This is a genomic window from Acetobacterium malicum subsp. dehalogenans DSM 11527 (assembly GCF_000472665.1).
Taxonomy (GTDB): domain Bacteria; phylum Bacillota; class Clostridia; order Eubacteriales; family Eubacteriaceae; genus Acetobacterium; species Acetobacterium malicum.
Genome location: NZ_AXAC01000017.1, coordinates 18,493 through 39,132 on the forward strand (window position 1 = coordinate 18,493; position 20,640 = coordinate 39,132).

24 protein-coding genes, 1 tRNA gene, 1 pseudogene and 1 riboswitch are annotated in these 20,640 nt (G+C 38.3%); of the genes and pseudogenes, 6 read left to right on the forward strand and 20 right to left on the reverse strand.

The genetic code is table 11. From position 1 onward, the window contains the following. Positions 1–7: 7 nt before the first annotated feature. From A3KS_RS22515 to A3KS_RS0108080, 18 genes are all read right to left on the reverse strand, one after another. On the reverse strand, positions 8–595 hold the full coding sequence (locus A3KS_RS22515) for a DUF7768 domain-containing protein (protein WP_051355744.1): 588 nt from the start codon (positions 593–595) through the stop codon (positions 8–10). 133 nt (positions 596–728) lie between these two features. Further along, on the reverse strand, positions 729–1,157 hold the full coding sequence (locus A3KS_RS0107995; RefSeq protein ID WP_026394477.1) for a single-stranded DNA-binding protein: 429 nt from the start codon (positions 1,155–1,157) through the stop codon (positions 729–731). A gap of 72 nt (positions 1,158–1,229) precedes the next feature. After that, positions 1,230–1,760: a MobC family plasmid mobilization relaxosome protein gene (locus A3KS_RS23125; RefSeq protein WP_169727699.1), complete on the reverse strand. Its 531-nt coding sequence runs from the start codon at positions 1,758–1,760 to the stop codon at positions 1,230–1,232. 36 nt (positions 1,761–1,796) lie between these two features. Further along, positions 1,797–2,144, reverse strand: a complete 348-nt coding sequence (locus tag A3KS_RS0108005) for a hypothetical protein (protein ID WP_026394479.1) — start codon at positions 2,142–2,144, stop codon at positions 1,797–1,799. Positions 2,145–2,283: 139 nt separating this feature from the next. Then, positions 2,284–2,940 (reverse strand): hypothetical protein, encoded by a 657-nt coding sequence (locus A3KS_RS0108010; protein ID WP_026394480.1) that lies wholly within the window; start codon positions 2,938–2,940, stop codon positions 2,284–2,286. 276 nt (positions 2,941–3,216) lie between these two features. Beyond that, on the reverse strand, positions 3,217–4,014 hold the full coding sequence (locus A3KS_RS0108015; protein WP_026394481.1) for a hypothetical protein: 798 nt from the start codon (positions 4,012–4,014) through the stop codon (positions 3,217–3,219). 361 nt (positions 4,015–4,375) lie between these two features. After that, positions 4,376–5,389, reverse strand: a complete 1,014-nt coding sequence (locus A3KS_RS0108020) for a relaxase/mobilization nuclease domain-containing protein (RefSeq protein ID WP_026394482.1) — start codon at positions 5,387–5,389, stop codon at positions 4,376–4,378. Continuing rightward, a complete protein-coding gene (locus A3KS_RS0108025; RefSeq protein WP_026394483.1) occupies positions 5,390–6,262 on the reverse strand; it encodes a ParB/RepB/Spo0J family partition protein in 873 nt (290 codons plus the stop codon). An 80-nt stretch (positions 6,263–6,342) separates the two neighbouring features. Beyond that, positions 6,343–7,209 (reverse strand): hypothetical protein, encoded by an 867-nt coding sequence (locus A3KS_RS0108030; RefSeq protein WP_035355687.1) that lies wholly within the window; start codon positions 7,207–7,209, stop codon positions 6,343–6,345. Position 7,210: 1 nt separating this feature from the next. Further along, positions 7,211–7,582 (reverse strand): hypothetical protein, encoded by a 372-nt coding sequence (locus A3KS_RS0108035; RefSeq protein WP_026394485.1) that lies wholly within the window; start codon positions 7,580–7,582, stop codon positions 7,211–7,213. 80 nt (positions 7,583–7,662) lie between these two features. After that, the gene (locus A3KS_RS0108040) at positions 7,663–8,586 is read right to left on the reverse strand and encodes a ParB/RepB/Spo0J family partition protein (protein ID WP_026394486.1); all 924 of its coding nucleotides are present in this window, start codon (positions 8,584–8,586) and stop codon (positions 7,663–7,665) included. A gap of 17 nt (positions 8,587–8,603) precedes the next feature. Next, the gene (locus A3KS_RS0108045) at positions 8,604–9,425 is read right to left on the reverse strand and encodes a ParA family protein (protein ID WP_035355689.1); all 822 of its coding nucleotides are present in this window, start codon (positions 9,423–9,425) and stop codon (positions 8,604–8,606) included. A 139-nt stretch (positions 9,426–9,564) separates the two neighbouring features. Continuing rightward, positions 9,565–10,638, reverse strand: coding sequence for a hypothetical protein (locus A3KS_RS0108050; protein ID WP_026394488.1), 1,074 nt, complete (start codon positions 10,636–10,638; stop codon positions 9,565–9,567). A gap of 159 nt (positions 10,639–10,797) precedes the next feature. Next, positions 10,798–11,730, reverse strand: coding sequence for a replication initiator protein A (locus A3KS_RS22520; protein ID WP_026394489.1), 933 nt, complete (start codon positions 11,728–11,730; stop codon positions 10,798–10,800). Further along, entirely contained in the window at positions 11,727–12,008 is a 282-nt protein-coding gene (locus tag A3KS_RS23750) for a hypothetical protein (protein WP_026394490.1), read from the reverse strand. The genes A3KS_RS22520 and A3KS_RS23750 overlap by 4 nt, the downstream gene beginning before the upstream one ends. 963 nt (positions 12,009–12,971) lie before the next feature. Further along, positions 12,972–13,427, reverse strand: a complete 456-nt coding sequence (locus A3KS_RS0108070) for a hypothetical protein (RefSeq protein WP_026394491.1) — start codon at positions 13,425–13,427, stop codon at positions 12,972–12,974. Between the two features lie 17 nt (positions 13,428–13,444). After that, complete coding sequence (locus tag A3KS_RS0108075; RefSeq protein ID WP_026394492.1) at positions 13,445–13,714, reverse strand: hypothetical protein; 270 nt, start codon at positions 13,712–13,714, stop codon at positions 13,445–13,447. A 23-nt stretch (positions 13,715–13,737) separates the two neighbouring features. Next, positions 13,738–13,941 carry a helix-turn-helix transcriptional regulator gene (locus tag A3KS_RS0108080; RefSeq protein ID WP_026394493.1) on the reverse strand — a complete coding sequence of 68 codons (204 nt, stop codon included), beginning with the start codon at positions 13,939–13,941 and terminating at the stop codon, positions 13,738–13,740. Between the two features lie 164 nt (positions 13,942–14,105). Here A3KS_RS0108080 and A3KS_RS22525 point away from each other — a divergent pair, with 164 nt between their 5' ends. The 3 genes and pseudogenes from A3KS_RS22525 (at position 14,106) to A3KS_RS0108095 (ending at position 16,482) form a co-directional block, all read left to right on the forward strand. Next, positions 14,106–14,501 (forward strand): helix-turn-helix domain-containing protein, encoded by a 396-nt coding sequence (locus tag A3KS_RS22525; RefSeq protein WP_051355745.1) that lies wholly within the window; start codon positions 14,106–14,108, stop codon positions 14,499–14,501. A 111-nt stretch (positions 14,502–14,612) separates the two neighbouring features. Further along, positions 14,613–14,918, forward strand: a pseudogene (locus A3KS_RS24275) (DUF2513 domain-containing protein); the annotation flags it as partial. Positions 14,919–15,387: 469 nt separating this feature from the next. Further along, entirely contained in the window at positions 15,388–16,482 is a 1,095-nt protein-coding gene (locus tag A3KS_RS0108095) for a site-specific integrase (protein ID WP_026394495.1), read from the forward strand. Between the two features lie 194 nt (positions 16,483–16,676). On the opposite strand, the gene A3KS_RS0108100 is transcribed toward A3KS_RS0108095, so the two are convergent. Beyond that, positions 16,677–16,752 (reverse strand) — tRNA-Thr (locus A3KS_RS0108100). 56 nt (positions 16,753–16,808) lie between these two features. Beyond that, positions 16,809–17,144 carry a rubredoxin-like domain-containing protein gene (locus tag A3KS_RS0108105; RefSeq protein WP_026394496.1) on the reverse strand — a complete coding sequence of 112 codons (336 nt, stop codon included), beginning with the start codon at positions 17,142–17,144 and terminating at the stop codon, positions 16,809–16,811. A 158-nt stretch (positions 17,145–17,302) separates the two neighbouring features. Continuing rightward, positions 17,303–17,395, forward strand: a riboswitch (THF riboswitch). A gap of 52 nt (positions 17,396–17,447) precedes the next feature. Here A3KS_RS0108105 and A3KS_RS0108110 point away from each other — a divergent pair. From A3KS_RS0108110 to A3KS_RS20580, 3 genes are all read left to right on the forward strand, one after another. Further along, positions 17,448–18,206, forward strand: a complete 759-nt coding sequence (locus tag A3KS_RS0108110) for a folate family ECF transporter S component (protein WP_026394497.1) — start codon at positions 17,448–17,450, stop codon at positions 18,204–18,206. Between the two features lie 283 nt (positions 18,207–18,489). Beyond that, positions 18,490–19,419, forward strand: coding sequence for a class II fructose-1,6-bisphosphate aldolase (gene fba, locus A3KS_RS0108115; RefSeq protein ID WP_026394498.1), 930 nt, complete (start codon positions 18,490–18,492; stop codon positions 19,417–19,419). 241 nt (positions 19,420–19,660) lie between these two features. Further along, the gene (locus tag A3KS_RS20580; RefSeq protein WP_051355746.1) at positions 19,661–20,638 is read left to right on the forward strand and encodes an RluA family pseudouridine synthase; all 978 of its coding nucleotides are present in this window, start codon (positions 19,661–19,663) and stop codon (positions 20,636–20,638) included. Positions 20,639–20,640: the final 2 nt, after the last annotated feature.

Sequence of the window (20,640 nt, forward strand, 5' to 3'; positions counted from 1 at the left end):
AACAAGCTTATGCTTCCTGCGCCCAGTCTTCTTCATAATCCGGTTCCGGTTCATGGCGATTTATTGCTGAAATATCGATAATCTCCGGATCATTCTCAATTCCATGTTTTAACTGATCAATCCGTTCCATCATCTGATCGGCTGATACATTGGATCGGGCATAGCTTGATACATCCAGTCCCTCGTCGAGTCCAACGCATACCAGTTCCCACTGTTCATTTGAAAACGCTTCTTTAAATACCCCCTGATAGGCCATAAAATCTTTATAGGTTTCCCGATCCATATCCTTCGCAATAATCGGTTTATTCATTTCTTTGGCCAAAATAATCTCACTGATCATGCCTTCGGATAAGGTATTACCATGCACCCAGATCTCTTTGCATTGCTTAAGCAGTTCGATCCCCATTTCAAGCCCCTTTTCCCGCTGACTTGGGATGGTATCATCCAGGTATTGGGTAAAGATGGTGTGGGGTGCCAGTGGCAGCACATTTAATTCGCTGGCCTGCCGGCACCATTCTTTGGCCCGGTTCATATTGTCTTCCATGCTTCTTTCTTCGTTCGCCTTCAGTGGCGAACACACATATACCATTTTCATGTCAGTTATCCCCCTTATTTTTGTTTCCCGATAAAACAGCTTTGAGTTGTTACATAAAAAAAACAGATCATCATCTGTGATATCTGTCTGGTAAGTTTCTCCTTCTTTAAGCACCCCATTTATCAGAATCGCTTCAAAAAGGGATATCGTCTTCGTCAGCCATTAGATGAAAATCTTCATCAAGTCCCATCACTCCATTTTCCATTCCGGATGAACCATTTGGATTACTGCCGTTATTCTCCTTTCGCTTGGTGGAAATGAAATAGACCTCATCGGCCACCACTTCGGTCACGTACCGGCGCTGACCATCCTGGCCATCATAGCTCCGCACCTGTAATCGCCCCGACACCCCAATTTGACTGCCCTTGGATAAATACTGTCCGACAAACTCGGCCTGCTTCCCCCACACCACAATGGGTATAAAATCAGCTTCCTTTTGTCCGTCTTTGTTTTTAAAGCGCCGATCCACCGCCAGGGTGAATGTCGCCACGGCCTTACCGGTGGTGGTATTTTTTACCTCCGGATCTCTGGTCAGCCTGCCAACTAAATTTACTTTGTTCATCAACTTCTCCTTTAATTTATATTTCCCTGTTTCCCGAGGAAACAGGAATGAGCCAATAAAAAAAGATCTATCTCATTTGCTGATAATTCGATTCAGCTTGATATAAATCTCCGTTAGTGTTTTCTGTACTGATTTTAATTCAGGGGCATTGATCTTCCCCATATGGCATAGTTTGGTCAATTGATTAAGATTCGTGCCGATCCTGGTCAGATCCTTTGAAAAATCTTTGAGTCCGTCTAAAACGACTAGCTGCCCCCCGGTATAGGTTTCTCTGACATACTGACCCACTGTCATGTTGGCCATTTTCGCGTTGGCTTCTATTTTTGAATGCATATCCGCTGTACACCGAAACGAGATGGTACAGGGATAGGTTTGGCTTTTTTCTTTAGCAGCGTTCACGGTATTTTTAATGACTTCATCCAGGTCATCCCGACTCAGGTAAAAGATCAGGCCCAGCTGCTGCTTTACTTGATCACTGGGAATGGTTAACCCATTTTCATACCGATAAATCTTTTTTCGTGAGACTCCCAGCATCGTTGCCAGGGCATCCTGGGACAATTCTTTTTCCAGACGCAAACTGCAAAGTGTTTTCTGTTTTATCAAAATCACCTCCATCCTGTTTCCCGAGGAAACAAGATTTTATAAAGAACAGGAAACAGCATCGATATAAATCTGAGTTTCTTGGCCATCGCTTTGAGCAACAAATTGATTAAAGCCGACATAGATATCACTTAATCCATTGTTGATCAAATCTGTTGACTTGTTCTTTTCTTGCCATTCTATCAAGTCATCAAAACTTTTTAAAAAGATTTCCTTTTCGCTTTTTTCAATACAGATCAAATAGACCCCATTCTTTTCAATATCTGCTTCGAAACAGTTTTGGCTTTTTCTGCCACCCAGGGTCCCAAGATATTCCATATTGAAAATCTCTTTGTCATTTGCCCAGTTTGCAAATTCAGCGGTATTCTTAAATTCCAGTTCATTCATTGATACATCCTCCTATGTTATTTTCCTTTAATCCTGTTTCCCGAGGAAACAAGATTTACCACTATTTAAAATTTTCTATCAGAAAAAAAACGCTCAGATTTTACATTATCCTTGACTTAACCAGACGATTAAGGTTTTGCTAAAACATACTTCTCCACTCATCGTCGATTTTTTTTCGCTCTTTTTTTAACCTGTAATTCGAGACAGTGATCAAAACAACTACGACTGCGATAATGCCACCCACAATAATTAATAGAAAATAGGCAATCCCCTTTCCGATTACACCGTCATTTTCAACTCCACTAGTTTGTTTGTTTATCATGTTTTCATTATTTAATACAATCTCAGCCGTATTTTTACCAGAAAGCTTCAGCTTAATCTGTTCATCGATGGAACTGCTCCCTTTCATAACATTGTTTACATAATTAAAGATATCAAATTTTTCAATTGATTCAGGCTTTGTATAATCCATGTACCTGATAACCATTGTTTCACCAGCTGGCGATTGGAATTCCAGGGAATCTGCATCTTTGACTTTATAGACAGCTTTATAATTCTCGCTATTATGATATATCTCGATTAACCCATCCTTCGCCTTTATTCGGTACAAGTCGACTGTTTCTATATTTGAATCACTCAAAAATACAATTTCATCTATTCTTTCAACTACCGGCTTGTTTAGATATTGGAGATCATTACTTTTGCTTATATAACCAATTAATCCAGTAGCAGCAATTACAATAACAACTAAAAATATGAATCGACCTCCGCCTTCACTCCGCCCATCACTATTCATTGATTATAACCTCCACTATTTAATCCTATTATCAACGTTATTTTGTTTCCCGAGGAAACAGGAATCTTATTTCCGGGGGTTTGGGGGTGTCCCCCATACTTCATTTTCTCAGAAAGAGAAAACAAGATCTGAATGTTTCAGATGGGCCGTTCGCCCATCTGTAAACATTCGGGAATCTTGCCCTTCGTCCCAACTCCGGTCTTTTGGGCGTTACAAATGGGCATTTGTAACGCCCGAGTGATTGAAAAAGAAAATAGGGGGCTGATCGGCCATAATCTAGGCATGTTTTTCGATCCTTTCATGCTTTTTTAAAATTTCATCGATTTTTATTGTGGTTAAATTAGTGATACTTGCTATCTGTCGAGGGGTTTTCCCTTCACTTTTTAAATTTAAAACCTTATTTTCGATGGATTCTTCGCTCTCACCTGGGATTTTCGAAATATTTTCGTTTTTAATTTCTTCAATTTGAAGGGTCTGCATGGGTTTTTGTTCAAACAACTGATTTATTCCTGAAAATAAATTGGTTTTGAGGTTTTCAATGTAGGCTTGATTATCATTTAATTTATTTTCCAGTTTTTTAATGATGAAATCCTTCTTTTCATTTTCATTCTTGTAATTTTCCAGCAAATCCATTTTTCCGGTTAAGCCCATATCCACGATAATTTCTTTCATTTCGCTGTTATGATATTTTAACCGGTCATTTTCTAATGCAAATTCTTCTTTTTCGGCCTGAAGCTTGGCGATAATTTTTTCCAATGTCGTAATATCTTTATGATCAGCTTTGATCACAATCTCATCATTTGAATTTTTATCGTCATTCTGGTTGGCTAATTCTGCTCGTTGCTTTTCAATCGGTAATCGGTCATGATCATTTTTTTCAAGTGGATGATCCACTTTATGTTTTAATTGATCAACATCCGACTGAGGAATATCCGGTTCAACCTCACTGATTATTGCATCCTCATAATCATCTCTGGGTGATTCCACCACTGTTTCATCTTCCTTTAGTCCCCATGGTTTCTTAGGCTTTTTATTAAATACCATTTGATCGAATGATCTGCCTTTATTTTTCATTAATCTTACACTCCTTTAAATTTTTATATTTTCATGTCAGTCCATCGTTACGCACCGGGTGCGTTTTTTGCTCCGATCATCCAGTCTGGTCTGCTACTGCACTGGGTGCACTTTTTGATCTGACCTCCGGCTTGATCGGCTACTGCACCGGGTGCACTTTTTGATCTGCCCTCCGGCTTGATCGGCTACTGCACTGGGTGCACTTTTTGATCTGCCCTCCGGCTTGATCGGCTACTGCACCGGGTGCACTTTTTGATCCGCCCTCCGGCTTGATCGGCTACTGCACCGTGTGCGTATTGTATATGTTTATTTTAAAGAAATAAGTTTCTTTTTAATCATTTTGTTTCCCGAGGAAACAAATTTATAATTCCTGCTCCCAATCATAGCTGCTGTTTTCTTTTTGCTTGATCTTTTCTTTTAGCGCTTCTCCTTCCAGCTTCTTTTTCATGTGAGTTAATGGATAATAATTAGACTCCTTACTCTTACCGGATCGTAAAGCCGTAAGAATATTCCTAGCATTTCTGGCGAAATCGTCCATTTCTTTCTGGTGCATTTTTTTCGTCCGCTCACTTCTTCTTTGGCAATTTCTCTCAAACTGCTCCAGTAATTTTTCTTTAGTGAACCGCTCCGGCGGATAGAGTTTATTATTTCTGCACTTCTTACCTTCTGGCGTTGTAAACGTGATGTGCTTATGATGATCCCATTGGACTTCATAACCAAGCTTTTCCATGTTCGATATAAATTCATCCTGGCTAAAGGAATGCTTTACGCACTCTTTAACGGCCAGAAATAATTCATATTTCCAGCTCTGTCCCTGCTTCTGCTTTTCATACTCTCCCTGTTTAACGGTATGCAGCTTCTCATTATTGTCTTCAGGCTGAACCACCTGGTCCTGGTCATTTTGCTTATCCCACCAGATCCGGATATTTTCCTCCCGACACAGCTCCAGAGATTTATCCTTGATGTCCTCCAGATCGGCTTTGCTAATATGCCATTTTGCACCAGTTTCAGCATTCACTGAATTGATACAAAAATGGTTATGGATATGATCCCGATCCGTATGAGTTCCAATAACGACCTGGAAGCCGTTAAAAATATCGGTTTCTTCAATCAGTCGGCGCCCAATGTCATGGATAAGCTGCATGTCCTGTATTTCTGGTGGAAAACTCTGTTCGGCATGAATATAAAGTCGTCCACTTTCCTTGTTATAAATATTTTTGATCAGCATGAATTCTTCATAAGCACTCTCAGACGAACAGTTTATGGTTGACACCAGGTGATTTTCTTCTTCCATTTTCTTGGTGTAGTCAATACAGTTCCGCATTCCGGTTTTTGTTTGGCCATGCATGAACTTGATGATTTTAAAAACTGCCATTTAACTGCTCCGGGAAAAATACTGATCCAATGCCAACTCAACAGTCATCTGGATGTCACCTTCATCCTCCAGATCTGGAAAGTATTTTTCGATAATCTCCGGTGAGATTTTAAAGGTTTTTTCCGTCTTCTTTTTTAAAGCCTTATCATTGAAGATATCATTGAGCACTTCCATTGAAATTTCGACACTTTCCGCTTTTTTCCGGATGATATTTGCTTTATGGTAGGAAAGCTTATTTCCGTCCAGCATAAAGGATCTCACCACGTCCTGTTCGGCATCAGAGAGATAAGACAGCTCCACCGCCGACTTGACGCTCAGTTTCCCTGAATCACAGAGATCTTTTAACCCTGTGGTCAGATTATCATCAATCTGCACGTAATAAAAAATCTGTCGTGTCCCAATATTGAAAGGATTATCTTTTTCCAATTCATTGAATTTAGATCGTTCAATGTCTGATAATTGATCTTTTCTTTTATTTAAGTCCTTCATCAGTTTATATCGACGGGCTACAATTTTTGCTTTCTCAGATATTTTGAAATCATTGAGATTTCGCTTTTTGATATTTGTTTCAATCAGCATCAGTTCAGCAGCGCTATCATCTTTTAAACCCTCATAAATAACCGCATGAATATCTCTTTTTACAAGTCTTTTACAAGCTTCCACACGATTATGTCCGGAAATAATCTCAAACATCCCCTCATACTCATTATGTGGTCGAACCAGGATCGGATCTGTCACTCCCATATCTTCAATACTTTCCATCATCGATTTCATTTCACTTTCATTGTACTTGGTAAAAATGTGATTCTTGAAATCAATGAGACGATTAACTTCAATTCTAGCATAAATTGAAGATTCAGAATAATCAGCCATATTTACTTAACATCCTTTCAATAAAAAATAAAAGTCCCTGTTTGGGTCCAATTGATTTTGTTTCCCGAGGAAACAAAATTCTATGTTGAATAGTCTCTAAATTGTGTTCCTCGTTCCATATGCGCTTTGATTGACGCCGGTCGCTGCCATTGTCTGGTGAACGCTTTCCATTCCATCGAATACTCGGTTTTAAACGGTTTGAAATCCCGCCTTAGTTGGGCAAAGGGCATGGCTCCCATCCGGTATACTTCCTGGAGCCGATTTTCATTCGCTTCCATATCATCACCAATCAAGACATAGCATTTAATCTTTTCCCGATTAAATCCCCCTTTAATTAGCTTATCACAGGCCGTTCTGAAAGCCGGCAGCGACTGATCGGTATCACAGGCCAACCATAATTCATCAATTTTTAGACTTCTGACATTCTCAACGAAATGATCATCGATCAAATTTGATTGCAATCCCCCTTTAAACTGGATCCGTCGCTGCGACCGTAACATTTCAAACACTTTTTCTTTATGCTTTTTACTGGTCTGAAGAAAATTATTGTCCTGGATAATATTTCCAGGACAAATAGGTAATTCTTTTAAGCGCCCCTCAATCTTTGGTACGATGCACCAGGGACATTGATTATTACATCCCCTGCTGGTAAAAATAATGTTTGGTTTGAGATATAGTCCCGGCACGAAATCTTCCGCTGCACTTACAAATCCGGGGCCACCAACTTTCACTGGCCGGTCTGTAAATGCCTGGTATTGTTCCTGAAGCTTGATGCAATAGTCCTTGTCCCAGGTAAAGGAACAGGAAATATGAATCTCATCAAACGTTGGAAAAAGTGAAAACATGGGTGCCTGGATGATTCCATCCGGATAATAGGTCAGGGGATCTTCAGGCGTGTAACTGGTTTTCTTTGGGAAAACCCGAAGTATCTGCTTATCCCAGTTCATTTCAATTAATTTGTTGCACTAATTGAATATAGCGCTTATTGATTTCATCATCCGTCATATTCTGCCGATTATAAAAGACTTCTTTCTCAAAAAGTTCGAGTGGATGAGTGACATGATTTCCATTATTATCAATTGTATAACTGATTCCAAAGCATCCCAGCTCCAGCTCTTCCAGCCATTCTCCTGTAACTTCAGCTTTTACATCTAGGTCTCTTATCTGTCCACAGTACGGACAACGTAACTGATCGGACGTTTCAGCGAAGTGCTTGCCAACGATAAATTCTTTATCACAACCATAACAGACATATTTCACCAAATCGTCTTCATAGTGCTTTTCACCTGATTCTTTTTCCCAAATTAAATTCGCCATCATTTTGTATATGATATAAATACCATAATCCTCCTTGTAAAATTCCTCCGAAATTACTTCTTCCACCAAGCGGAAGAAGTAATTTAAGGTATGTGCGTCGTGATAGTGACTTGCTTTTCACTATTTTCAAAATATTTTGATAAGGCTAATTCCAGAATATCAATAATCTCAGCTTCTCCTTTGTTCCCAAAATACTTTTTTAAAAGAATCGTTGGAATTTTGAGTAGTTTCTTTTTTTCATTATCTTTCTGGCGCAATAACCGTTCCAGCGATTCTTTCGTTAATCCTTCATCCAGGGAAAGTTTTTTTATTGCCTTAGCTTTTGAATCTGTGATTCTAATGCCATCATTAATCAAATCCCAAATCAGTTCCTGATCAGCTTCCTCAAGATAACTTAATTCGACTGAGGACTTGATCGATAGTTTACCTAAATCCATTAAGTCCCTTAAATCACTAAATAGAAAATCATTTATTCTGACATAATTACATATTTGAGATTTTCCCAAGTGAAATGGTTTTTCCTCATCCTTCTCACTGTGATGGTCTTCGGTATTTTCTTTTAATAGATCCGTTCTTAGTCCCTGTTTTTTCATTAGTTTATGCCACTCCGTGATAATTCTGGCCCGATCAGATAATTTGAAGTCTTCAATATTACGCTGCATCAGATTCGTTTCTATTACAATTAGTTTAGATTCATCTTCCGAGATGTTCTCCATAATCCTGGCATGGATCTTTCCGATTCCCAGGCGCTTACAAGCATTGACCCGGTTGTGTCCAGCCAATATTTCAAACATCCCAGTTTCAGTGGGGTGATCTCTAATAATAATAGGTGTCAGAAGCCCTCTTAACTCTATACTTTTCATCAGTTCTAACATATCCACTTCCGAATAAGGTGCAAAAATATGATCACCAAATCCAATCAAACGATCTGTTTCAATCATGACCAGACAGCTATCCTCGTCGTCATCAAGATTAAACATACTATCGTAATTTTTTTGATTCTCCACTACTTTCACCTGCTTTGTTAATTTTCAACTAATTCTTTTGCTAAACTCTCATAAGATTCAACCGCTTTGATAATGCTTTCCTTTTCTCTTTTGATTGTAAATTTATCGTGCAATTCTCTGACACTAAGAGATAACTTCCCAGCATCAGCTACTTTGGATAATGATGGTATTTTAGAATCATATACGTGGATCCGTTCACCAAACACATCCATAATAATATTTTCCATCTCTTTGGTTGATTTTAGTTTTGGCGTATACTTTGTAATCAAAATTCCGCCAATCACCAATTTCCGATTGATGTGTTTTTTCTTAACTGTTTTAATCGTATTAAATAATGCTTCGATCCCTTTAACTGCCCAAAACTCTGGAGCAACGGGTATCACAACCAGATCTGCTGCTGCCAAGGCATTGATCGGAAGCATAAGCAGTGATGGCATACAGTCAATAAGCACATAATCATAGTCGGTTTTATACTCATCAAGAATTCCTTTGAGCACAAACTCTCTCATGGTTGCGTTCACCAGCTGAATTTCCACATTCGATAACTCAATATTCGAAGGGAGAAGATCAACCAATTCTTTATGCAAGATGACTTCTTCTTTAGCAGGAAGTTCTTCATCATAAATTGATTTTGTCATCAATGTCGATATGGTCATTCTCAGTTCATCCGGTCTTTGCACCCCCGATTGCATAGTCAAGTTACCCTGGGAGTCCAGATCAACAAGCAACACCTTTTTCCCTAATTTACCTAATTCCCATCCCAGGTTATAGGTCGAAGTAGTTTTTCCGACACCGCCTTTTTGATTAACAATTGCAATTGTCGTACATTTCTTTTCCATTAATATCCTCCAAAATTTTATAAAAAAAAGAGACCCTTTCGAATCTCTATTTACTTCGTCCACCGGGTGGAAAAGTTCGTTATTAATTTTATGTAAAACACTTTGAGTAAAAGTCTCAGTTTCTTATTCTAGCCAATTGCTATTTTGCTCTCTGACGAAAACGATCGGTCAACTGGTTATAGCCGTTTAGTATAAATTTCACGATATAGTCTGCATTCACCTCTATATTTGTATTAAGTATTGCCAGGCGAATCAGATCTTCATTGAGAACCGGGATATGATAGCTCTCTGTTATTTCATCAAACAATTCAAGAAAATCGTGAATAAACAGATCATTCTTTCTTTCAATATCTGATGGATAACCTTTACTGATTAGTGCAATATTATTATCAAAATTTGGCGCCATACTTAAGAATACTCCAGTTTCAGGATCTCTTAGAAATCCATAATTTTCAGTATGACGATCCATATTAAAACAAATTGTATCTATAAACAGAATATCCAGGTATTCTCTGGCCATGGCCGCATTCAGTTCCTTAATTCGATTGTAGTTAAATCCATAGTCGACCTCGTCGCCAACAAGACTTCTTGCCGGTTCATAGTTCAACTTTGCCCCATTTGTGAAATCCCGGCTCTTAATTCCTTTGTCCCAGGCTTCACAGTATGCCATACTAAATCCCATTAAGTTTCCTAATTCATGAATAAACAATTCAGAAAATACTTCAAGTTGATTACCCAGCTTATATAACCACCATTGACCATTTTCCAGACGCCAGCACTTTTCAAACGAACCAATATTTGTCAGTTCCGGTGTACGACTATTTATGATTTCAGGCCGGTTCACCTGATTAAAGCTGTCCGGATCTCCCAACAATGCTAAATTATCAAAGTAATTCTGACTAAAGCGAACCTGATTATAATCTAAGCCTGTTTCTTCATCCATTTTGATCCAGTAAGTATCGGTGATCGTTGATCCATTGACTCGCATGGTAACTTCCGCATCATCAGCACTGGTCAATCTCAAAACCCGTTTTAACAATCGTGAATTAGTCCGGTGCCGATCGATGGCCCGGCTTTCCAGCCACTCAACTAAGCTACCATTTCGCTGTAAATATAAAGGCAGAAGACCTGATTCAATGGGAACAAGGTCGTCATTGACGATTTGGGCAATTTTTTTATCTCGACTCATTAAATAACCGTTTATTGGCTTCATTCTCCACCTCATTTTGATATTAATACTAAACCTCAACGATAGAAACTATATTATAACATTCTTTCGCGTTGACCGCTTTAAGTTTTCATTACCACTAGTCAAAATCTGCTCCTCCCATCTTGATCAACTCCTCTATATGCGTCATCTTCATAGGTTCTACTAATCCTTCCAGTCAGCAATATCAATGGCCACTTGGTTAACCATAAACAGGTTCGTTTCCAGTGATTCATTGTAAAGCATGGTTTGAATGTATGCTTTTGAATTTACAATTCGATCCGTGATATTTTTAAATTTATGAATAATATTGTCAATATGAGTTGGCTCCAGACGCATTAGTGCTGCTCTCACTAACTCCTGGCATTTACTGTCGCCATTGACCACAGTTGCAGGCGCAAAATACATGTCCAATAAGTTCATTTTAATATCATCGATAATTTGATCATTGACTTGTGATTCTCTATTCTCCGAAAACACTTTCGTTTCAAAATAGAAATCAATCTTTTCAAATTCCGTCAATCCATCTTTCATGTTTAACTCATTTTTAACCGAGACATAGTTTGACTGACTGAATAGAATCTCAGTCTTACTTATATCAGTATTATTTATATTAGTATTATTTAGTCGTTGTTTTGACGGTTCCGGAATCGTTATTTTGACGTGTCCAGAATCGTTGTTTTGACGGTTCTGTAACAAATCGCACTTATAATGCATCACATCCAACTCTGTGGGAGCTCTATTATTTACCATCATATTCTCAAGAAACTTACCAACATAAATCAAATTTGGTTTTTGTAATCCCTGTCGTTTTTCCTCAACGAGACTTTTTTCTTTCAATTCATTGAAGAGTCGGGTGATTTTCTTATCCGCAGCACCCATAATTTCCATTATTTCTTTACGGGTGTAGATAATGAATACCCGCCCCAATTCATCAACCCAGTTATTCTTTCTGGATAAACTTACCCGGTCTAACAGTACCCCATAAAGCAGCTTGCTTTCTGCAGACAGAGTTTTATACTCCGGATTAGTCATTAATTCTTTAGGTACTCTAATGAATGCAAACTGGTCTGCATCATACATCGTAAAATAATTCATAGAATCCTCCGCATTTGCGTTATCAGTATCAAAGGATCCTGAACCTGGATTAACCCAGCTTTTGTTAATTCTTTTACGCATTTTTTCATAAGCGTCAGCGAATATCCAGATTCTTTACCCAACTCGTCTAAGGCCGTTGACTGGCGTTCCATCATCAGTGCAAACAGTAGTTTACTATCAGCACTGATCTTCTGATAAGAACCACTGAATAGAAAACGTGGCACTCTAAACGTATTATTATCAATAGCATTTAAATCATACTCAGTCAAATATTCCATCATTTTCCCCTTTCTGTTTAATAAAAATAAAAAATCAATGCACCCTTGGAAAAAGGCAAATTGATTATTCATTTTCTTTGGGTATGACGGAAATCTTTAGCATATGCTAAAGATCTGATGAAAAATTGCTGACAATGAATAAATTCGTTGTTTATTTCAGTTGAAATCGGGTATAATGACCGGACAGGATTATTAAATCCTGTCCGGGATTTTTTTATTTGATTGCATTTGACATCGCTTCCCCAATCGAGGGCATACCATGAAATTCTCCTGGTTAGGGATGGACAGAACTAAATCCCGCTACATAAGCCGGCACCATTAAGCGCTGCATAGCCAAATCTCCCCGTGTCATTGCGCTTATTCTCTACCACGAGAATATTTTAGCAAAACAGATGAATCTATTCCGTTTCGGCGCTTAGCCTCATCGACCGAAGGGATCTTTGGATCTCCATGATACGTGATATAATATAGAATGAAGTCGCAATTCATTCTATATCTTTGTCAATGATCACCTGATAGTTTTTAACTATCGTACTGGTGGAAAAGCTGGGACTCGAACCCAGATGAATACCGATATTCTTTTCCATAAAAAGAATGCGCAGCATGGAGTCGGTTTATGTATTAATTTCAAAATGAGATCATTCTTTTTAAAAGGTCTTTTTTTATAGATGTCTGTTATTATCGCTGACTACTGTTATTGCCTTTTCAAACGATTGATGAAGTTATAAAAATGATTCCTGATCGACAACTACAATTGATCCCAGTAGCACCACCAATTTCTTTTAATAACAGTTTCACTTCTTTGCTTGAAATATTGGAAATAAGCGAATTCGCTTCAATACATGTACTTCTCCCGATCTTGTGATTCCGGCCAATGAAGAAACTCAATTTTGGTACATTTCATCTGATGAATCCCTTCCGATAATTCAAAATAGTTTATCTTCATTTAAATTCTCACTTCACTTATAATTCGATGCCACATTCAACAATTTCTTTTAATAACTGAACACATTCCTCTTTGCTTTGAACATCCTTGCCATAGGCTTCCTCTAAGTACTCATCATAAACTTCATTAAAATACTCATCATTCTCCAGCATTTCAGACATCGACTCTAAATCATAGTCGTAATTGTAAAGAAAATAGTGGAAGAAATAATAAAATTCACTCATTCCATATGCCCGTTCATACCATTGACCCGCCAGATCACATTCATCACTGCCATTGGAACACCATCCTGTTAGATCCGCAACAAACGATTGAATAAAATCTCCTGGGTTTTTAAAGCCAGCTTTATAAGCTTTCAGTTTAAGATTGGAATATTGCTCATCTGTAAGCGCGATTGCTATGTCATCACGAATACGATCAGTTTTTACATCATCACTTTGGTCCTGCATAAAATCAGCGTAAGTACTACTCATTTTCACTTCGCCCTTTCTTATCTGAATGTATAAGACTGATTAAAAAAATTCCACAGTGCCAGCTTAGGTATTTTTGTGAAGCGATTTGTTAATTCACCTTTATCTCCACCAATAGCAAACGGACACCTACCTTGGTATGCTGCCGCTTTAAGACACTCAACATCCATTCCTAAAACCTTCGCAGCATCAGTTGCAGGAACACTATAACTTTTAGGATTTTTATCCATCAACCAAACCAATTCTTCATATTGTTTTTTTACTGATTCTGGGGCGTTATCAAGGTTCATGAGTTCCCTCCTTAATATTCCTGTTAGGAAAGTTCGTTGTCAAAAAAAATATCTTCAATAGTTTTATCAAAAAATTCGGAGATTATTTTTGCTTCATTTAACGAAAACGGGGTCGATCCCATTTCTTTCTTATAGTAGGCCGAAGCTGTCTTAAGCCCAATTAGATTAGCCATTTCCTTATGTGTCAGATTGTTTTCGGATCGTATTTTTTTTAAATAGATATTCATTCCATACCTCATTTCCTATTAGGAAAGTATTCACTTGTATTATATTGTCTCACCAGGAAATTGTCAATAGATATTATGATATATTTTCCAATTAGGCAATGTTTGGCAATTTACATATTTATAGTGTTAAAATACACGTAGAATTCTAAGTTCGGAGGGGGAAAGTGAACAGAATAAAAGAATTACGAATTGAAAAAGGATGGACACAATCACAGCTTGGAAAAGCGCTTAATGTAAAGGATTCAGCCATTTCAAAGTATGAATCTGAAAGAATTCCTATAACTGCAGAAACAATTAAAAAAATTTCTGAGTTGTTTAATGTAACCACAGATTATATTTTGTGTTTATCTGACTTTCCTAATGAGTATACGAAAATAGTCAATACCACAATTAATTTAACTCAGAACGAGCAAGAATTACTCGAGATTTTCAATAAGGTAACGAACGAACGTGATCAAATAAAACTCATTGGCCGGTTTGATGAAATTGTTGAACAAGTGATCGGTGATTTTAAGTCCGGCCATGCCCCATCTACTCGCTCAAAGAAAATCGTTGGTTAGAATAGTATGTGATCTCAGATAAAAAAATTAACAACTTCTCACTAAGCAAAAAAAAGGAGGTATATTTATGAGATTGAATCCTGAATGCGTACGTGACTACTTTTATATCTTGAAGACAAGCTTCCATTCACATCTCATCTGTGCGCCAATAATATTGAAATTGCTCCTTATGAAACCACAGATATCATATACACAGTTGCAAAACTCACAGAAGCAAACTATATCAAAACATCCCAAATTTCCTATTCAGCTGAAACAATACCAACATTTCACATTCAATCATTAACCTGGTGTGGGCATGAGTTACTGGATAACATTCGGGATGATAATGTTTGGGAAAAAACTAAGTTTGTTGTGGCCCATTCTCTTCAGTTTCCATCGGGATTATTGAAGATATTTCGAACAGGCTCATTTTAAAAATAATTGATGAAAGTTTACATCTAAATCCTTAGTTTCTAAAACAATAGATGTTTTCTATGCATAACGATCAATCTATTCATTTAATCGCCAACTGCGCATAACACAGTTCCAGGCCCCAACAAAGTAGCAACAGCTTCCAATGAAAAATCTCTTTCTCAGATTCACGACCCAAAACAATCAAATACTCTTATACCTTAGATTCTTAACTTGCCAGTAACTTTCATCAAGTAATCATTTGATTGATCAAACGCAATATAACGCTATTTTTTAACTTGCCGGTAATTTGCTCTACAAAACACACTTATAATTTAATGATAGATATGAACAAAATTTAAAAAGCCTTCGATATATTCAATCTCAACTTAAAATTTATGTGTGAACGAAAAATTAACGCTCCGGATGGCAGTCCGTGGCTTCTCAAAGTTTGTGACCAGGGATGGATGTTTATTTGAAAGGAGTAACAAACTTGCCAACAAAACTTATACAAGTAAGAAAAACAATCGGACATACCGTTGAAGGAAAACCGATCAGAAAGTCCTTTTACGCAAAAACAAAACGTGAAGGCGAAAGAAAATATTTAGAGTTCTTGAAGGAAGCTGAAAAAGAAAACAAAACCGCCCTTCATTACACTTTTTCTGAATTTTCGAAAGTTTGGCTCGAAACAAAGCGCGATGAAGTGAACGACAATACCTATAAGCAGACTTATTTAACAAATATGAAGGTGTTGGAAGCTGCATTCGGAGATAAATTGTTGGAATCAATCACCCAGATCAATCTTCAGAAATTCTTCAGCGCTCAATCCGGGATCAGTAAGTCAAAGATGGATAAACTTTATCTCATTGCCAACGCTGTTTTTTCGACTGCTTTCGAAAACGACCTGATTGATAAAAACCCAATGACAAAGGTAAAAAAAGGTCAGGTAAGCAATCCAAAAGAATTACGTACCTACACAGATCAACAATATCGGTTCGTAATCGATTTTGCCAAAGAGCACCCTTATGGTCTGGGCGTTTTTATTATGCTCAAAACAGGTTTAAGAAGAAGTGAGCTGTTTGCCCTTAAATGGGACAGCATCGATTTTGGAAAGAAAATTATGTACATAAAAAATGCAGCTGTAAAAGAATTCGGAAGTTATGTGATCGATAAGACAAAGACTTTTTCATCCATGCGACAAATTCCATTGGATGACGAATTTGTTAACCACTTAAAAAATCAAACTCAGCATAGCGAATATATCATCACATTGGGCAGTAAACTGAATCAAATCGCTGATCTGGATAATTGGACCAAAAGACGCTATAACCCTTTCATTCTCGATTTATCGGAGTTTTATATAGCAGAAAAAGAAAAAGCTAATGTTGAAAATTATGATCCACTACCAAAGCTCCGTATTCACGAGTTAAGACATACTTATGGAACCTTACTCTACCGATCAGGCACCGACGTCTATACTGTTTCAAAAATTCTAGGGCATGCTGATGTGCAAATCACAACAAAAATCTATGTTCACGACACTGTAGAAGACATAAGAAGCCGCATTGACTTCACTAAATTGCCTTAAAACAACTACTAAAATGAACGTAAAAAAGGTAGGACACTGAAGTAGGACAAAAAGTAGGACAATAATAGCAAGAAATAGCCAGAAATAGCAAGAGATATGTCATTTTAAACAGTCGGTCGTCTAAATTGTGTACGGAACAAAATAAAAAGAATGGCTATTTAAAGCCATTCTTTCGATGAAATATTATTCTTTACTGGAGCTAGCGGGGGGAATCGAACCCCCGACCTACTGATTACGAATCAGTTGCGCTACCATCTGTGCCACGCCAGCAGTAAAAACTTACTGAACTATCATAACACAAACCATTGCTCCAATTCAATATTTTTTTACCATTTACCTTTTGAGATATGTCCGGCTATTTCAGCTTTGCACATTTCTTTGATTACATAACAATCTGCTTCGGCTTTCTGGAAGATATGCAAACAAGCAGGATCCAGATTAATTTCCGCACCCTTTCTTGACAGATGAACGATTTTTTCTGCCAGGCCAATCACTTCCATATGAATATCATTGGTAACATAGGAATCATAAACCTTTTTGGCATCTTCATCACTTAAAGCTTCAAATTGGTCCCGGGGTGCTCCACATTTAGGGCAAGTCTCAGGTGCCTCAACGCCTTCCATCTTATAACCGCATACTCCGCATTTCCATAACTTTTTCATTTATTACCCTCCATTTACTTTTTTTCTTTCAGTTTTTGTTTGACTGATACTATTATATACCCAAAATAATAAAAATATCTACTTTGATTAAAAAATAACGATAATTTTTTATCCTTGTGTAAACCTTTAACTCCATGTTAAAATGATGTCAATTAAATACCAGAGTAGACAAGATGCGTAAAGTGTTAAAGGATGGGAAGTTGCCTTTAAACGAAATGTGACCATTGCGGTATCTTGTCGCTTCCGCTGTTACAATGCAGATTGTAGGTTGCGGAAGCATTACTTTAAAATCAAGGAGGTTTTATGAAAAGTAATGCTTTTATTAGTAGTACCACCCGGACCCGGATCGTGGTCAATTGTGGACTGCTCATTGCCATCAGCATCGTGCTGAAGATTCTGTTTGAGGTGTATATCCCTCTTGGTGGTTTTCCATCGCTCCGGTTAAACATTACTGCTTTGCCAATTATGCTAAGTGGTATCCTGTTTGGACCGCTGGCAGGCTTTGCTGTTGGTTTTATTTCCGATATCCTGTGCTTTATCATTAAACCAGGTGGCCCTTTCTTTATCGGATTTACGCTTGCCAATGGACTGACTGGTTTTATTCCAGGCTTACTTTTTATGATGTTAAGAAAAAAAGAAATCAAACATCTGGAATGGTTCAACCTGGTATTCATTGCTTTAGCATCAATAATTCTGGCTGTTTCCGGGACCTTTAGTTTTGACAATGGCACCATTTATTATGCGGGAGAACCGTTGAGTATGGTTTTCTTTGTGCTCTTTATTGCTTTAATGATCGCATTTGCGGTGTTCCCCATTATTGTTGTAAAGAAATCCAATCTTGATAGTGAATATCGCAGCGATCATATTCTGTTTATCGTGAGTGTTTCACAATTGGTCACATCAATTTTGTTGAATACGTGGTTTTTGAGTATTCTTTATGGACAAGCGGTGGCAGTATTACTTCCGGCCCGACTCATTACCAATATCTTCCTGATTCCGTTGTACACGATTATGCTCGTTGGTTTATTAAAAATTCTTCCCAGCTTTATCAAACAACGTTAGTCCAGAATCTATTCTCAAAAGAGGCAGCTATTTTTAGTTTGCCTCTTTCTATTTTGTTCTCGCCCCAATCTACCGGATTTTCATTCCTATGATTGTTTTGTTTAAAACGCTAATTTCGATCTTGTCTTAATTTCTATCTGGAAAAAAGTCCTAAAGCCAGTCAAATTTGTTCTGTTTGCTTGAGTATTGCCATAAAAGATAGTATACTAATACCGTCGCTAATTATAAATGTACTATATATAAACAGGCAAAATTATGATAAACACTTAGGAGGTTTTAGAAAATGGGATTAGTAACATCAACTGAAATGTTCAAAAAAGCTTATGAAGGTGGCTACGCTGTTGGGGCTTTCAATGTCAACAACATGGAAATTATCCAGGGCATCGTAGAAGCCGCCGCTGAAGAACAAGCTCCCCTTATTTTACAAGTATCGGCAGGTGCCAGAAAATATGCCCATCCCGTCTATTTAAGAAAATTAGTTGAAGCAGCCATCGAGGTTACCGGTTTGGATATTTGTCTCCATTTAGATCACGGCGATGATTTCGAGATTTGCAAAACCTGTGTCGATAGCGGTTTTACCTCAGTTATGGTTGATGGTTCAAAACATCCCTTTGCTGAAAATATCGCCTTAACCAAAAAAGTGGTTGAATATGCTCATGATCACGGCGTTGTGGTTGAAGCCGAGCTGGGTAAACTGGCTGGTGTTGAAGACGATGTAAATGTTGACACCCCCAACGCAACCTATACCGATCCGGATGAAGCGGTCGAATTTGTTGAAAAAACCGGTTGTGATTCTTTAGCGATCACAATTGGCACCAGCCATGGAGCTTTCAAATTTAAAGGCGAACCCCGTCTGGATTTTGAACGACTTTATAAAATTTCCGACCTGTTACCCGGCTTCCCGCTGGTCCTTCACGGGGCATCCTCCGTTCCCAAAGAATTTGTCGATCTTTGCAATCAATATGGCGGACAAATTCCTGGTGCCAAAGGTGTTCCTGAAGATATGTTACGAAAAGCTGCCAAGTCAGGTGTTTGTAAAATCAATATCGACACCGATCTGCGTCTCGCGATGACCGCTTCAATCCGCCAGGTATTTGTAGAAAATCCCGGCTGGTTCGATCCCCGTCAATATTTGGGACCTGGGCGTTCTGCCATTAAAGCGATGGTTGCCCATAAAATCAAGAATGTCTTGGACTGCAGCCACAAACGATAATTTTTAATTATCCTTAACTCGTTCTCCGTTTTTAGGGCGTGCCGCAAAAAAACTTTGGTTGTTTGCGACATGCTCTTTTTATGTAAAAGCACCGACCGTACTGCTCCCTGAGTTCAGCAGCCAAACCGGAACTTAAAGCTTACCGGAGCGGTTAAATTATTCTTTATATGACATCGAAACTTAATTTATTTACCCGGCTTCCATGGTATAATAATCACAAAATACTTCTTAAGGATTATAAATGAAAATAATTGTTATCACCGAAAATGAAAGTAACCAACGACTGGATCGCTTTCTAAAAAAACTCATGCCCCAGGCATCGACGGGATTTCTCCAGAAGATGTTGCGAAAAAAGAGAATCAAACTCAATGGTCAAAAATCGGAACCCTCCACCGCGATCACCGCCGGCGACGTGGTCCAGATTTATTTCTCTGAAGAAACCATTGCCAGCTTCCGAACCGATTCCACCAAAAAAAAGCTGGATAAAAATAGTACCATTCTTGATATTATTTATGAAAACAATGACCTGCTGGTTCTTAACAAACCCGCCGAAGTGCTCACCCAACCTGATAAAACCGAGGAGCTTTCGCTGATTGATTATGCTGTTGACTATCTGATTAAAAAGGGTGATTATGACCCTAAAACCAATCTTACTTTCACGCCGGCCTGTGCCAACCGATTGGATAAAAATACCACCGGGATCATCCTGGTACCCAAGAACTACAAAACCCTGCAGGAGGTTAATGGTGCTATCCGTGAGGATCAAACTGAAAAGATCTACTTTGCGATCGTCTCCGGCAAACCCAAAGCCGCCGATGAGATCGTCGGTTATTTGAAAAAAGACGGCGATAAAAATACCGTTACCTTCTCCGAGCAGCAAACTGCCCCCACCGATAAAAAAGCGGTGCTGAACTATGAAACCCTGGAAAGTCATGGTGATTATGCGCTCTTAAAAGTGATTTTAAAAACCGGCCGTTCTCACCAGATTCGGGTCCAGTTGGCTGCCGTTGGTTTTCCCATTGTGGGGGATCCCAAATATGGCAGCCGTCAGGTCAACAGCCGTTTATATGAGGAATCCGGCCTGAAAAGTCAGTTACTTCACAGTGCCCAATACACACTGACGGATATGAAAAAAACCTTCACCGCCCCAGTCCCCCCGGTTTTTGAAAAAGCCTTGAAACGCTTTGGTTTCAAAGACCCCTTTCTCTCTGAGAAATAATC

Bases quoted from the DNA above. Each gene is read 5' to 3' on its own strand.
- A3KS_RS0108050 (WP_026394488.1), bottom strand. From the start codon at position 10,638: ATGAAGCCAATAAACGGTTATTTAATGAGTCGAGATAAAAAAATTGCC.
- A3KS_RS0108030 (WP_035355687.1), bottom strand. From the start codon at position 7,209: ATGAACTGGGATAAGCAGATACTTCGGGTTTTCCCAAAGAAAACCAGT.
- A3KS_RS20580 (WP_051355746.1), top strand. From the start codon at position 19,661: ATGAAAATAATTGTTATCACCGAAAATGAAAGTAACCAACGACTGGAT.
- A3KS_RS0107995 (WP_026394477.1), bottom strand. From the start codon at position 1,157: ATGAACAAAGTAAATTTAGTTGGCAGGCTGACCAGAGATCCGGAGGTA.
- A3KS_RS0108080 (WP_026394493.1), bottom strand. From the start codon at position 13,941: ATGAATATCTATTTAAAAAAAATACGATCCGAAAACAATCTGACACAT.
- A3KS_RS0108020 (WP_026394482.1), bottom strand. From the start codon at position 5,389: ATGGCAGTTTTTAAAATCATCAAGTTCATGCATGGCCAAACAAAAACC.
- A3KS_RS22520 (WP_026394489.1), bottom strand. From the start codon at position 11,730: ATGAATTATTTTACGATGTATGATGCAGACCAGTTTGCATTCATTAGA.
- fba (WP_026394498.1), top strand. From the start codon at position 18,490: ATGGGATTAGTAACATCAACTGAAATGTTCAAAAAAGCTTATGAAGGT.
- A3KS_RS0108015 (WP_026394481.1), bottom strand. From the start codon at position 4,014: ATGAAAAATAAAGGCAGATCATTCGATCAAATGGTATTTAATAAAAAG.
- A3KS_RS0108035 (WP_026394485.1), bottom strand. From the start codon at position 7,582: ATGATGGCGAATTTAATTTGGGAAAAAGAATCAGGTGAAAAGCACTAT.
- A3KS_RS0108005 (WP_026394479.1), bottom strand. From the start codon at position 2,144: ATGAATGAACTGGAATTTAAGAATACCGCTGAATTTGCAAACTGGGCA.
- A3KS_RS23750 (WP_026394490.1), bottom strand. From the start codon at position 12,008: ATGGAATATTTGACTGAGTATGATTTAAATGCTATTGATAATAATACG.
- A3KS_RS22515 (WP_051355744.1), bottom strand. From the start codon at position 595: ATGAAAATGGTATATGTGTGTTCGCCACTGAAGGCGAACGAAGAAAGA.
- A3KS_RS0108010 (WP_026394480.1), bottom strand. From the start codon at position 2,940: ATGAATAGTGATGGGCGGAGTGAAGGCGGAGGTCGATTCATATTTTTA.
- A3KS_RS0108105 (WP_026394496.1), bottom strand. From the start codon at position 17,144: ATGAAAAAGTTATGGAAATGCGGAGTATGCGGTTATAAGATGGAAGGC.
- A3KS_RS0108075 (WP_026394492.1), bottom strand. From the start codon at position 13,714: ATGAACCTTGATAACGCCCCAGAATCAGTAAAAAAACAATATGAAGAA.
- A3KS_RS0108045 (WP_035355689.1), bottom strand. From the start codon at position 9,425: ATGGAAAAGAAATGTACGACAATTGCAATTGTTAATCAAAAAGGCGGT.
- A3KS_RS0108110 (WP_026394497.1), top strand. From the start codon at position 17,448: ATGAAAAGTAATGCTTTTATTAGTAGTACCACCCGGACCCGGATCGTG.
- A3KS_RS0108070 (WP_026394491.1), bottom strand. From the start codon at position 13,427: ATGAGTAGTACTTACGCTGATTTTATGCAGGACCAAAGTGATGATGTA.
- A3KS_RS0108025 (WP_026394483.1), bottom strand. From the start codon at position 6,262: ATGGCTGATTATTCTGAATCTTCAATTTATGCTAGAATTGAAGTTAAT.